The sequence below is a fragment of the Solirubrobacter soli DSM 22325 genome, from assembly GCF_000423665.1.
GTDB classification, from domain to species: Bacteria; Actinomycetota; Thermoleophilia; order Solirubrobacterales; family Solirubrobacteraceae; genus Solirubrobacter; species Solirubrobacter soli.
Genome location: NZ_AUIK01000001.1, coordinates 456,341 through 470,300, shown reverse-complemented (window position 1 = coordinate 470,300; position 13,960 = coordinate 456,341). Strand labels below are relative to the sequence as shown.

5 protein-coding genes are annotated in these 13,960 nt (G+C 70.1%); 2 read left to right on the top strand and 3 right to left on the bottom strand.

Going from position 1 to position 13,960, the window contains the following annotated elements; genetic code table 11:
* The first annotated feature begins 272 nt into the window (after positions 1-272).
* Positions 273-5,873, top strand: a complete 5,601-nt coding sequence (locus G569_RS44935) for a ThuA domain-containing protein (RefSeq protein ID WP_169542051.1) — start codon at positions 273-275, stop codon at positions 5,871-5,873.
* 4 nt (positions 5,874-5,877) lie between these two features.
* Here the strand turns inward: G569_RS44935 and G569_RS0102220 are convergent, their stop codons facing one another.
* The 3 genes from G569_RS0102220 to G569_RS0102210 are packed head-to-tail and all read right to left on the bottom strand — an operon-like array spanning position 5,878 to position 10,326.
* Positions 5,878-6,837: a Dyp-type peroxidase gene (locus G569_RS0102220; RefSeq protein WP_028062196.1), complete on the bottom strand. Its 960-nt coding sequence runs from the start codon at positions 6,835-6,837 to the stop codon at positions 5,878-5,880.
* Positions 6,838-6,858: 21 nt separating this feature from the next.
* Positions 6,859-9,603 (bottom strand): ATP-binding protein, encoded by a 2,745-nt coding sequence (locus G569_RS44930; RefSeq protein ID WP_053225721.1) that lies wholly within the window; start codon positions 9,601-9,603, stop codon positions 6,859-6,861.
* Between the two features lie 18 nt (positions 9,604-9,621).
* On the bottom strand, positions 9,622-10,326 hold the full coding sequence (locus tag G569_RS0102210; protein ID WP_028062195.1) for a FadR/GntR family transcriptional regulator: 705 nt from the start codon (positions 10,324-10,326) through the stop codon (positions 9,622-9,624).
* Between the two features lie 152 nt (positions 10,327-10,478).
* On the opposite strand from G569_RS0102210, the gene G569_RS57065 reads away from it, so the two are divergent.
* Entirely contained in the window at positions 10,479-13,952 is a 3,474-nt protein-coding gene (locus G569_RS57065; RefSeq protein WP_053225720.1) for a glycosyl hydrolase family 95 catalytic domain-containing protein, read from the top strand.
* Positions 13,953-13,960 lie beyond the last annotated feature (8 nt).

Below are 13,960 nucleotides of genomic sequence, written 5' to 3'. Positions count from 1 at the left end.
ACTGTTGGACATCTGTCTAAGTTGTCAGGCAGATGACAATTGGAGCTACCTGAGAGCTGCCTGAACCTGTATTCGTTGCGCGAGTAGTCGAATACGTGTCCGGGTCGGACCCCGGAGGAGAGGGAGAGTTGATGGGAAGGTCCTCAAGGGCCTGGGCGAGCTTCGCCCTGGCCATTTTGGCGTGCCTGTGTTGGAGTGGCGCGGCACGCGCGCAGACGCCGACGGCGTCCGATTTCCAGAAGGTCACGCTGGATGACAACACGCAGAATCCGATGGAGCTCGACATCGCGAACGACGGGCGTGTCTTCTACATCGAGCGCGACGGCCGCCTGCAGATCTGGAAGCCGAACACGCAACAGACGGTGACCGCCGGCACGATCCCGGTCACGCGCAGCCAGGAGAACGGGCTCCTCGGTCTGCAGCTCGCGCCGGACTTCGACACGAGCAAGTGGGTGTATCTCTTCTACTCCCAGCTCCCGGACAGCACCGGGACGCAGGTCGTGTCGCGCTTCAAGGTCAACGGCGACACGCTGGACCTGACCTCCGAGGAGAAGATCCTCACGTTCCAGCACCAGACCGCGGAGTGCTGCCACTCGTCGGGCTCGCTGTACTTCGGCCCCGACGGCAGCCTCTACATCTCGACGGGCGACAACACGAACCCGTTCGACTCCAGCGGCTTCAACCCGATCGACGAGCGCTCGGGCCGCGCCTACTGGGACGCGCAGCGCACCGCGGGCAACACGAATGATCTCAACGGCAAGATCCTCAAGGTCAAGCCGATGACGACGATCACGGGCACGCCGGGCGTCGGCACGACCTACACGATCCCGGCCGGAAACCTCTTCGCCGAGGGCACCGCGAAGACGCGTCCCGAGATCTACGGCATGGGCTTCCGCAACCCGTTCCGCTTCACCGTCGACCCCGAGACCGGCTGGGTCCTCGGCGCCGACTACGGCCCGGACGCGAGCACGACCAACGCCAACCGCGGCCCGCAGGGCTCGGTCGAGTACAACGTGCTCACGAAGTCGGGCAACTACGGCTGGCCGTACTGCATCCGCGACAACACGCCATACAACGACTACGACTTCGCGACCTCGACGTCAGGCGCGAAGTTCGACTGCGCGAACCTCAAGAACGAGTCGCCCAACAACACGGGCCTGACCAATCTGCCGCCTGCGATCGGCGCGACGGCGTGGATGGGCTACAGCGAGACGGACTCGCGCGTGCCGGGGCTCGGCACGGGCGGCGCCCCGATGGGCGGTCCGCGCTACCACTACGACCCGAACCTCGTCTCGGCGCGCAAGTTCCCGTCGTTCTACGACGACAAGTGGTTCATCGCCGAATGGAACAACGGCTGGATCAAGACCGCTGACCTGGGCTCGGGCGGCGCGATGACCGCCGTGCAGAACTTCGCGCTCGGCACGGGCTACAAGCGGCCGATGGACCTCGACTTCGGTCCTGACGGCGCGCTGTATGTCATCGAGTGGGGCTCGGGCTTCAACGGCGACAACGCCGACTCGGGCGTCTACCGCATCGACTACATCTCCGGCCAGAAGGCCCCGATCGCACAGGCGAAGGCCACCCCGAGCACCGGCCTCGCGCCGCTGGCCGTCAGCTTCTCGAGCGCCGGCTCCAGCGACCCGGAGGGCACCACGCTCACCTACGCGTGGGAGTTCGGCGACGGCGGCACCAGCACCCTGGCCAACCCGTCGCACACGTACACGGCGAATGGGGCCTACACGGCCAAGCTGACCGTCACCGACGGCGCCGGCCTGACCGCCGTGGCCAACGTGCCGATCACCGTCGGCAACCGCCCGCCGGTGATCACGATCGAGTTCCCGAAGGACGGCCAGGTCGCCTCCTTCACCGACAAGGTCAACTACAAGATCTCGGTCACCGACCCCGAGGACGGGACCACGGGCGCCGGGATCAGCTGTGACGACGTCAAGGTCGATGTGGCCCTCGGCCACGACGAGCACTCGCACACGCTCTCCTCGAGCACGGGCTGCACCGGCACCCTCAGCACGGGTCTGACCTCCGGCCACGGCGCCGAGGCCAACACCTTCACGGTGCTCGGCGTGTCCTACACCGACAAGGGCTCGGGCGGCGCTCCGGCCCTGACCGGCCGCGCGCAGGCGATCCTGCAGCCCAAGACCAAGCAGGCGGAGTTCTTCGCCTCGACCGGTCGCGTGGCTGACGGCGGCACCAACGGTGACGCCGGCGTGACCAAGGAGACCACCACCGACACCGCGGGCGGCGGCCAGAACATCGGCTTCATCGAGGACGGCGACTACGTCTCCTTCAAGCCGTACAACCTCGAGAACACCACGGCCATGCGGTTCCGCGTCGCGAGTGCGGGTGCGGGCGGCACGATCGAGGTGCGCCTCGATTCGCCGACCGGCACGCTCGTGGGCACGACCGCGAACATCACGCCGACCGGCGACTGGCAGGTGTACAAGGACGTCCAGCTCGACATCGCCACCCCGCCGACCGGCACGCATGAGCTGTTCCTAGTGTTCCGCAACCGCGGCAGCACACAGAACCTGTTCAACGTCAACTGGTTCGAGGTCGTCGGCAAGGGCGCGGCGGTCACCGCCTCCCCCGAGGCGACGATCTCCGCCACGCCGACCAGCGGCGCGGCGCCGCTGACGGTCGCCTTCGATACGACGGCCACCGACTCCGACGGCGGGACGCTGGCGTACGCCTGGGACTTCGGCGTCCCCGGCACCACCACCGACGTCTCGACCGCCAAGTCGCCCTCCTACACCTACACGGCGCAGGGCGTCTACACGGCCACGCTGACCGTCACCGACGGCCAGGGCGGCTCGACGACGAAGACGATCAACGTCACCGTCGCGGCGTCCTCCTCGTGCGTGAAGACCGTCCGTGACGACTTCGACGGCACCGACCTCGGCAGCGACTGGAGCGTCGTCCGGCGCGACCAGACGCTGGTCGTCAACAATGGCACGGTGACGATGCCGGCGCAGGCCGGCGACGTCTACCAGACCTCCAACAACGCCAAGAACCTCGTCCTGCGCACCGCGCCGACGGGTCCGTTCACGATCACCACGAAGCTCAACTTCAAGGGTGCCGTCCAGTACCAGCAGGCCGGACTGCTCGTCTACGGCGACGACGACAACTACACGAAGTTCGATCGCGTGGCGACGAACACCTCGGGTAACGCCGTCGTCGAGAAGTTCGAGTTCATCAACGAGGTCGCGGGCACGCCCCGCAACGCCTCTGCGGATGCCTCGGGCAACCTGCCCCAGGCGACGTTCCCGAACGACTTCTACATGCGTGTGAAGTCCGACGGCACCAACATCACCGGCGAGTACTCGATCGACGGGACCACGTGGACCGCGGTCGGCCGTTCGGCGGCCCTGCCGGCGAACGCCAAGATCGGCATCTTCGCCCTCTCGAACGCCGCGGCGACGAACGTCGACGCCAAGTTCGACTGGGTGACCGTCGAGTCCCCGCTGCCGCCCAGCGCGCATCCGGGTGACGAGTTCCCCGGCACGTCGCTGGACAAGACGCGCTGGAACTCGATCGTGCGTGAAGACGCGACGAAGTACTCCGTCGCCGGCGGCAACCTGACCGTCACGACGGTCCTGGGTGACATCAACACCACCAGCGATCCGGCCGGCACCCGCAACTTCATGTTGCAGTCCGCCGATCGCGCGCCGACCGACTACGTCCTCGAGACCAAGGTCTCCGGCACGTTCACCGGCGGCTACAGCCAGGGCGGCTTGATCATCTACACCGACGACGACAACTACGTCAAGCTCGACGCGATCTCCGACCAGAACCAGACGCGGATCAACCGGATCGAGCTGCGCTCCGAGCAGGCTGGGGCGACCCAGAACCCGCAGCCGCAGGCCAGCGGTACCACGGCCATCCCCACCGGGACGGCGAACTTCTGGCTGCGTCTGACGAAGACTGGGACGACGTACAAGGGCGAGTACTCGCTCGACGGGACCACCTGGGTCTCGACGTTCGCGACCGTCGCCAACACGCAGACCGCCCCGAAGTTCGGGCTGTTCACGATCAGTGGGCAGGCCGCGGGCGTGGACAAGACCGTGGTCTTCGACTACTTCAAGTTCAACGGTTCCACGGGCTGCGGCACCACCAGCAACGCCTCGCCGGTGATCTCCTCCGCGACCGCGACGCCGTCGGCCGGCTTCGCGCCGCTGGCGGTCAACCTCGCGGCGGCGGCGACCGACGCCGACAACGATGCGCTCACCTACTCGTGGGACTTCGACTCAAACGGCACGGCGGACGCGACCGGCGCCACGGCGTCGACCACGTTCACCACGGCCGGCGCCAAGACCGTGAAGCTGACGGTCAGCGACGGCAAGGGCGGCACCGCCACGCGTGACGTCCCTGTCACGGTGCTGGCCGCCGACGACACGTCCAAGCGGTTCCGGGCGCTGGTCTTCTCCAAGACCGCCGCGTTCCGGCACGACTCGATCCCGGCGGGCATCGCCGCGGTCCAGGCACTGGGCAACCAGTACTCGTTCCAGGTGGACGCCACCGAGGATGGGTCGCTGTTCCGCGACGACGTGCTCTCGCACTACGACGTCGTGATCTGGATGTCGACCACCGGTGACGTGCTCACCGACACGCAGCAGGCGGCGTTCGAGCGGTTCATCAAGGCGGGCGGCGGCTACGCCGGCGTCCACTCCTCGACCGACACCGAGTACACGTGGCCGTGGTACGGCCAGTTGGTGGGCGCGTACTTCCGCAACCACCCGGCCGGGACCCCGACCGCGACGGTCGTCCGCGAGGACAAGACCGACCCCTCGACCGTGGGTCTCCAAGACCGCTGGCAGCGCACCGACGAGTGGTACAACTTCCAGTCGCCGGTCAACCCCGTGGTCAACGGCGGCGGCGTGGACTACAGCCCGCGGGCGACCTCGGGCACGCACGTGCTGCTGACGATGGACGAGTCCACCTACGCGGAGGACGACGGCAGCGACGGCACTGACGACGATCACCCGATCTCGTGGTGCCGCAAGTTCGACGGCGGTCGCATGTGGTACACGGGCATGGGCCACACGCAGGCTTCGTTCAGCGAGGCCGACTTCCTCAAGCACATGCTCGCCGGCATCGAGATCGCCGCCGGTGTCCAGACGTCCAACGCCTGTGGCATCGCGGCCGTCAACCACGACCCGACGGTGAGCGCGCAGCGCACCCCGTCCGGCGACGTCACCGTCGGTGATCCGATCGCGTTCAGCGCGACCGGCGCCGACTCCGACAACGACGCGCTCACGTACGCGTGGGACTTCGGCGACGGCGGCACCGCGACCACCGCGGGCGCCATGCACACCTACACCGCGGCCGGGACGTTCACGGCCAAGGTGACCGTCTCCGACGGCAAGGGCGGAACGGCGAGCGCCACGCTCACCGTGGTCGTCAAGCCCGAGAACGAGGTCTCGACGCCGGTCAACATCGGCGGCTCGGTCCCCGGCGTCCTGGCGCTGAACATCAGCGGCAGCGGCAACCTCGGGACGTTCCAGCCGGGGGTCTCGAAGGACTACACGGCCAGCTTGGCGGCGACCGCCACCTCGACGGCCTCGTCCTCGTCGTTGACCGTGCGCGATCCCAGCGCCACCGCCACGGGCCATCTGGTCAACGGCACGGCGTCGCTGCGTTCGGCCCTCCAGGTGCGGGCGACGGACGCCGCCAACCCCAACACGGCGTTCGCGCCGCTGAGCGAGTCCGGCGCGCGGGTGAACCTGCTCGCGTTCCCGGCACCGGTCAGCGAGCGTGCGCTGACGATCGGCTTCAAGCAGTCGATCGCCGCCGACGAGCCGCTGAACGCCGGCGGCTACGGCAAGACGCTGGTGTTCACGCTCTCGGCGACCACGCCGTAGGCACCTAGCGCAGGCTGCCGATCGACAACGAGCCGTCGCCTTCGGGCGGCGGCTCGCGTGTCGGTGGGTCATCCAGGAAGTCCGCCGTGGGGACGAAGAAGAGCGTGCCGGTGAGCGCGGTCGAGAAGTCCAGCAGGCGGTCGGTGGTTCCGGGCGGGTTGCCGACGAACATGTGCTCGAGCATCAGCTCGATCACGTCCGGGGTGCGCGCGTACCCGATGAAGTAGGTGCCGAACTCGCCCGCGCCGACGCGGCCGAACGGCATGTTGAAGCGGACGATCTGCCGCTCCTCGCCGTCGTCGTCGACGATCGTGTTCAGCGCGACATGCGAGTTCGCCGCCTTCTCCGCGAGCTCGACGTCGTTGAGCTTGGTGCGCCCGACCGCCTGCTCCTGCGCCTCGACCGGGAGCGCGTTCCACGTCTTGAGGTCGTGCACGTACTTCTGCACGATCACGTAGCTGCCGCCGGCGAACGCGGCGTCCTCGTCGCCGATCAGCACCGCGTCGTCCGCGCCGGACCCCTCCGGGTTCTCGGTGCCGTCGACGAACCCGAGCAGGTCGCGATCGTCGAAGGAGCGGAAACCGTGCACCTCGTCGACCACGCGGGCTGCGCCGTCGAGGCGCTCGCACAACAGCTGTGCGAGCTCGAAGCAGAGGTCGAGCCGGCGGGCGCGGATGTGGAACAGCAGGTCGCCCGGGGTGGCGGGAGCGTGATGCGCGCCGCTGAACGCCTTGAACGGATGCAGCCCCGCCGGCTTCGCCACGCCGAACAGCCGACTCCAGAGCTCCGCGCCGATGCCGGTGACGCACGTCAGCCCGGCTTCCGGCGCCCGGAACCCGACGGAGCGCTTGAGCCCGGCGACGTCGGGCAGCAGGTCGAGCACGGCGTCCTCGCGGTCGACGACCAGCACGAGGAAGATCGCGGCCTCGGTGATCGGGGTCAGGATCGCCTGCGGTTCACCCATCGCGGCGAGACTCTACGCGCTCTAGGCGGGAACCCTGGGGTTTGCCAGCAGCTCGTCGAGGTCGCGGCGGCTCTTCGCGCCGAGCTTGCGGTAGGCGTTGCGGAGGTGCAGCTCGACCGTCTTGGGCGTGACGAACAGCGCTTCGGCGATCGCGCGGTTGGTCTGGCCGGCGGCCGCCCGCTCGGCGACGCGGCGCTCCGACGGGGTGAGCGCCTCGGGGCCGCGGAGCGCGGTGGTGCGCGGCCGGCCGCCGGCGGCGTAGAGCTCGCTACGCACGCGGGCGGCGAGGGCGTCCGCGCCACGCGGCTCGGCGAGTTCCAGCGCCCGCCGCAGCGGGTCGCGGGCGTCGGACGGCCGGCGGGCGGCTCGCAGCGCGCCGCCGAGCGCCGCCAGCGCCTTCGCGTGCTCGAGCCGCGCCGGGGAACGCTCCGCGACCTCCACCGCCTCCTGCAACCGCTCCGGGCTCTGCTCGATCGTTCCGAGCACGCGCAGCGCCCGCGCCACGATCGACGGCGCGCCCCACTCACGGGCCGCGCCGAGCTCCTCCTCCGCCAGGTTCAGCGCTTCCTCGCGTCGGCCGAGCTGCTGCAGCGCGACGGCCTGGTGGGCGCGGAACGGCGTGTCGATCGGGCGCAGGTGGGCGAACCGCTGCGCGGCTTCGCCGGCGACGGTCAGCGCCTCCTCGTGGCGCTCCTCGGCGAGCAGCTGCTCGACGTGCGCGCCGTGCCAGTAACGGTCCCCGTGCGAGACGTCGCCTCGCGGCGCCACCGTCTCGAGCTCGCGCCGAGCGCCGGCCAGGTCGCCACGCTCGCGCCGGATGCCGGCCAGCCAGGCGGCGACCTCGAGCCGTCCTTCGTCCCCGAGGTTCCAGAGCGTTCGGGCCTCCGTCGCGTCGCGGAACGAGGCCTCGGCGTCGCCGAGCTCGCCGTGTCGCAGGAGCGTGTACCCGCCGTAGGTGCTCGCGGCCGCCTGGTACGCGATCGATCCGCGGGCGTGCGCGGCGGCGAGCAGCGCCTCCCACCCGTCGAGCGCCTCCTCGCGATCGGCCATGACGAGCACCAGGATCGCGGCGACCGAGAGGACGAGGTTGTCGCCCCGGATCAGCTCCCAGCCGTCCAGCGCGGCGAGCGCCAGCGGGGCGCACTCGGCGGCCGAGCCGCCGCCGTACGCCCACTGGTGCGCGGCGATCGCCGCGAGCAGCTTTGCGCCCCGTCCGGGAGCGAGCGGCAGGCGGCGGTGGCGGGCGAACCGTTCCGGCGCGACCGGCTCGCTCCCCCCGAGCAGCGGCGCCGTCAGCTCGAGTGCCTCGAACGCCGCGAGCAGCAGCTCGGCTTCGGGCGGGAGCTCGGCGGCCGCGCTGCGGGCGAGCGCGACCGCGTCGTCCGCGCGGCGGCTCATCGCGAGGCCGCGGGCGAGTTGGAGCGTGGGCAGGCCGCGGGCGAGCGGGTCGTCGATCAGGGCAATCGCATCGCGCAGGTGCTCGTTCGCGCGGGCGAGATCGTGCCCCTTCTCGGCGCCCGCGAGGGCGAGCAGGACCTGCGCGCGCAGCTCCTCAGGCGGCGGTTCGGCGAGCGCGCGGTCGAGGTAGGCCGAGGCGCTCGCGGCCGCCCCGGCGCGCTGCGCCGCGCGTGCGGCCTCGGCAAGGGCCTCGACCACCCACGGCTCCCCCCGCGCGGGGGCGTGCACGAGTTGCGTCGCGAGCGAGCCGGGGGAGGCCGCGCGGGCGCGCAGCAGCTGCGCGGCCCGCTCGTGGGCGAGTGCGCGCTCGTGCACCGGGATGTCCTCGTAGACCGCGGCGCGGATGAGCGGGTGCACGAACGCCAACGCGGACTCGTCGGCGAACACCTCGGCCCTGACCAACTCCCCGGCCGCCGCGGCCGCCGAGGCGTCGTCGAGGCCCGCGAGCGCGGCGACGAGCGGCAGCGCCGCAGCGTCACCGAGCACCGCCGTCGCGCGCGCCACCGCCGCCGCGCCGGCGCTCAGCCGGGCGATCCGTACGAGCACCGCGCGCGAGACGGCGCGCGGTGCGAGCGTGTCGACGGCCGCGACGTGCGCGGCGTCGGGCGGGATGCCTTCGGCGCGCAGCGCCTTCGCGAGCTCGACCAGCAACAGCGGGTTCCCGCGGGTCGCCGCGTGGCACGCGCGCGTGAAGGTCGCGTCGGCCCCCTCATCCAGCAGTGCGGCGCTCGCGCGCTCGCTCAACGGCTGCGGGTGCAGCGTGACGGCGAGCGGGTCATGGGCGATCTCACCGATCAGATGGGCGTGCGCGTGACGCTCGAACGGGCGGACGCCGCACACGACGGTCACGCGCAACCCGTCGAGACGGCGCACGAGGTAACAGAGCCACCGCAACGACGGCTCGTCGCACCACTGGAGATCGTCAACGAGGAGCAGCAGCGGCGCCTCCTCGGCGAGTTCGACGGTCAGCCGGTAGAGCGCGTGCAGGATCGCGAACGAGACGTCCTCGCGGCCGACCCCGCCCGCGGGCCCGTCGAAGACCTCGCGCGCCGCCGCCGCGCCGCCTTCCAGCGGTGCGTCCGCCCTCTCAAAGAGCTGGCGGACGACCCCGAACGCCAGCCCCTGTTCGAGCTCGCCGCCGCGCGCGGTGAGAACCCGCACGCCCGCCTCGCGTCGCACCTCGGCGAGCAGCCGCGTCTTGCCGATCCCCGCGGGCCCTTCGATCACGAGCAGTCCCGACGCCCCCTTCGCCGCCGCGGCGACGAGCGTGCGCAGCACTGAGAGCTCGTCGTCGCGCTCCAGGAGCATCTGAGGATCCTACGGGGACTATGCCGCGGCTCGCTCGGGCGGCTCGCTCTCCGAGAGCGTCTGCTCGAACCAGGACTCGACCGCGCCGATGTGGGCGATCGCCAGCCCGCTTGCGAGGTCAGGGCGGTGGTGGCGGAGCGCGTCGTAGATCGCGCGGTGGTCGGTCTTGGTCTGGTCGATCGCGCCCGCCTGCGTGATCCCCCTCCAGACGCGCGCGCGTGACGTGCGCGAGGAGAAGCTCTCGATCAGCGACGCCAGGACGGGGTTGCGGGACGCGAGTGCGATCGTCCTGTGGAACGCCAGATCGTTCTCGACGAAGGCCTCCACGGTCCCGCAGGCGTCCATACCTCCGACCAGTTCGTCGAGAACCTCGAGTTCGTGGTCGGTGATCAACTGGGCCGCGAGGGCGGTCGCGGCGGCCTCGAGGATGCGTCGCACCTGAAAGACGTGCAGGAGTGATCCGTCCTGGTGGAAGTCGGCCACGAAGGTCATCGTTTCGAGCAGAACCGATGGTTCGAGCGATGTCACATAGGTGCCGTCGCCCTGCCTCGTTTCGAGGATGCGAATCAGCGTGAGCGCCCGTACAGCCTCGCGGAGCGAGTTGCGGGACAGGCCGAGCTGCTCGGCCAGGTCGGCTTCCTTCGGCAGGCGGGCACCTGGCCCGAGCTCCCCGTCGATGATCATCGCCTTGATCTTGTTGATCGCTTCTTGCGTAACGCTCAAGCTGAACTCCTCCGATCTCTGCGCAACATACCGGCGTTAACACCCGTCCGAAAACGAATTCGGAAGGAAACATCGGGTGAATCGCTTGACTTCATGAAAACTTGCCGCAATAGTTGCGCGGCCGGTCAAACGGTTCAAACGAGGAGATACTGATGTCGGGGGAGAGGAGCCATCGCCGCGTAGCGGCGTGGCTGATCGCTGCGCTGACGGCGTTGATCGCCGCTGCGCCGGCCGCAGAGGCGGCGCCGTCCACCGCGTGGATCGGCAACCAGTTCCAGGTCGACGTGCCGAACGTCGTCAAGCGGGCGAACATCGTGGTCGGGTCGCCGCCGACGCAGGCGTCGCAGCTGATGCCGGTCGGCAACGGCCAGATGGGCGCCGCGGTGTGGGCCGCGAACGGCTTCACGGCGCAGATCAACCGCACGGACACGTGGCCGACGCGCCGCAGCCCGGGCCAGGTGACGATCCCCGGCCTGCAGGCGCTGACGAGCGCGAGCGACTACTCGGCGTCCGTCGACCTCTACGACGCGATCTACCGCCAGCAGGGCGGTGGCATGACCGCGACCACGTACGTGCGCGCCGACAAGGACGAGCTCGTCATCGATGTCACGGGCGCGGACCCGAACAGCACGCAGACCGCGCGTATCAGCCTCCAGAACGGCCGCAACCCCACGGCCGGCGCGAACGGTGGCATCGCGCGCCTCGCCGAGACCTGGGTCGACACCGGCAGCGCCACGGGCGGCACCGGCAAGACCTTCGGCAGCCTCGCCGCGGTGACCGCCGGCGGCCAGAACGTCACGGCGACGGTCGTCGACGCCCGCACCGCCGAGGTCTCCTTCAAGCCCAACGCGGACGGCACGTTCCGCGTGATCGTCGCCAGCCCCACGTGGGCCGGCGGTGACGCGCAGGCGACGGCCGCGACCCTGATCGGCACCGACGCGACCGCGACCACGACCGCCCTGCGCGCCGCTCATCTGCAGTGGTGGCACGACTACTGGAACAAGGTCGGGCTGATGAAGCTCACGTCGTCCGACGGCACCGCGGACTACATGGAGAACCTCCGCACGCTGTTCCTCTACATCGAGGGCGCGTCCGAGCGCGGCACCTTCCCGACGAGCCAGGCGGGCACCAACCCGCTGTTCAACTTCTCCCGCGACTCGCAGTCCTGGGGCGGCGGCCACTACTGGTTCTGGAACCTGCGCATGCAGCTGGCGGCCAACCTCGGCGCCGGCAACGCGGACTTCAACCAGCCGCGCTTCCGCCTCTACCGCGACAACCTCGACAGCATCCGCAGCTGGACGTCGCTGCGGATGGGCCTGCGCCCCGGCGTCTGCGTGCCGGAGACGATGCGCTTCGACGGCACCGGCTGGTACACGGGCACCGACGAGGGCAACCCGAGCTGCCTCGAGGGCGGCGAGCCGTCCTGGAACAAGCGCAACCTGACGACGGGCGCCGAGGTCGGCCTGAACATCTGGCGCCAGTACCTCGCCACCGACGACCGGACGTTCCTCGAGCGCAACTACCCGCTGATGGCCGACGCGGCGCGCTTCCTGCTCGCCTATGCGAAGGAGGGCGCCGACGGCAAGCTGCACACGTCGCCCTCGAACGCCCACGAGACGCAGTGGGACGCGACCGACCCGATCACCGACATCGCGGCGATGAAGTCGCTGTTCCCGGTCGTCATCGAGGCGGCGCAGCTGCTCGGACAGGACGCGACCCTGGTGACGCAGCTGCAGGCGGCGATCCCGAAGCTGCTCGACTTCCCCCGCACCACCCGCAACAACCAGACCGTCTTCGGCTTCAGCTCGACGCCGAACCTCGCGTTCAACAACGTCGAGAACCTCGACCTCGAGCCGCTGTTCCCCTACAACCTGATCTCCGATCAGACGCCGGCGGACTTCGAGCTCTCGAAGGTCACCTACGCCAACCGGCGCTACGTCAACGCCAACGACTGGACGTACGACCCGGTCCACGCCGCGCGCCTGGGCAACGGGGTCGAGGTGGCGCAGCGCCTGCGCGCCTCCGTCAACAGCTACCAGCTCTACAGCAACGGGCTCTCCAACCTCGGCGCGGGCAACCTGACCAACGTCTACGACGAGCAGGTCGGGATCGTCGCGCTTGCGCTCAACGAGGCGCTCGCGCAGGACTTCGACGGCCTGCTGCGGATCGCCCCCGCCGTCCCGCCCGGCTGGAACGCCGAAGGGACCGTGTCGTTGCAGCACCGCAGCAAGGTGCACGTCCAGGTCCAGGACGGCGTCATCACGACCGCGGCCGTCGTCAACGGCCCCACGGCGCGTGACATCCGGGTCAAGAACCCGTGGCCGGGCAGCGACGCCCAGGTGGTCAAGGGCGATGACGGCACGACCGTCGTCGTCGCGACCACCAACGCCGCGACGTTCACGATCCCGGCCGCCGCGAACGGCATGTACCTGATCCAGAAGCCGTCCGCGCCCACGAGCGCGCAGCCGAAGGCCCAGTTGACCGGCGTCGCCAACACGGCCGTCCGCCACCTCGCCCAGAGCAACGTCAAGATCGGCATCGACCCGGCCGGCTACGAGCCGCCGACGCCGTGCCCGATCCCGAGCCAGTCGCCGCTGTTCGCGTGGGACGCGACCTCCGGCAACACGATCACCGACAAGTCGAGCTTCATGCGCGACGCGGTCTTCGGCGGCGGCGCTGCCGCGTACCTCGCGACCGGCCCGACCGGCACCAGCGCCGACATCTCCGGTCCGCGCTACCTGCGCACGCCGGCCACGACGCTTGGCTTCCTCAGAGAAGCGACCTGGGCGGCCGACGTGAAGATCAACGCCGGCACCACCTATCGCCGGATCTGGGACTGGAAGACCGCCAGCGGCGGCGATGACGTCGGCTTCCTGATCGACCTCACGCCCACCGGCCAGGTTCGCATGATCACGTCCGGCCGCGGCATCACGACCAACGCGGTCCCGCCCACCGGCCGCTTCATCAACCTGGTGATCACCGCCGGGCGAGACGGCAACGTCGACGTCTACGTCGACGGCACGCGGATCGGCGGCAGCACGCTGCCGGACCTCGGCATCAACGGCTGCGCGCCGGCCGAGATCCGCTTCGGCGCCGACCAGGGCGGGGGCCAGCGCATCAGCGCCGAGCTCGACCGCACCGCGATGTTCCCGAAGGTGCTCAGCGCGACCGACCGCGCGCGCTGGCAGGAGCTGGCGTTCACGGAGGGCGTCTCGCAGCAGGTGCCGATCGGCGGCACGGTGCCGCGCGTGCTCTCGCTCAGCCTCTCGAGCGCCAACGCCAACCTCGGCACCTTCGCGCCCGGGGTGACGAAGGACTACACGGCGTCGCTGACTGCCACGGTCACCACGTCCACCCCTGACGCGGCGTTGAGCGTGTCCGACCCGAGCACGACCGCCCCCGGTCACCTGACGCAGGGCAGCTACGTGATGCCGCAGGCGCTTCAGGTGCAGGCGCAAGGCGGAGCGTTCGCGACCCTGCCGGCAACGCTGCTGACCTACAGCGGCCCCAAGTCGCTCGACACGGTGTCGATCGGCTTCAAGCAACACGTCGATGCCACTGACGGCCTGCACACGGGCGCGTACGGCAAGACGCTCACGTTCTCGCTCACCACCACGACGCCGTAAGGAGATCA

Excerpts from the sequence above, each read along its gene's own strand:
- G569_RS44935 (WP_169542051.1), top strand. The coding sequence starts at position 273 with ATGGAGCTCGACATCGCGAACGACGGGCGTGTCTTCTACATCGAGCGC.
- G569_RS0102220 (WP_028062196.1), bottom strand. The coding sequence starts at position 6,837 with ATGGGTGAACCGCAGGCGATCCTGACCCCGATCACCGAGGCCGCGATC.
- G569_RS44930 (WP_053225721.1), bottom strand. The coding sequence starts at position 9,603 with ATGCTCCTGGAGCGCGACGACGAGCTCTCAGTGCTGCGCACGCTCGTC.
- G569_RS57065 (WP_053225720.1), top strand. The coding sequence starts at position 10,479 with ATGTCGGGGGAGAGGAGCCATCGCCGCGTAGCGGCGTGGCTGATCGCT.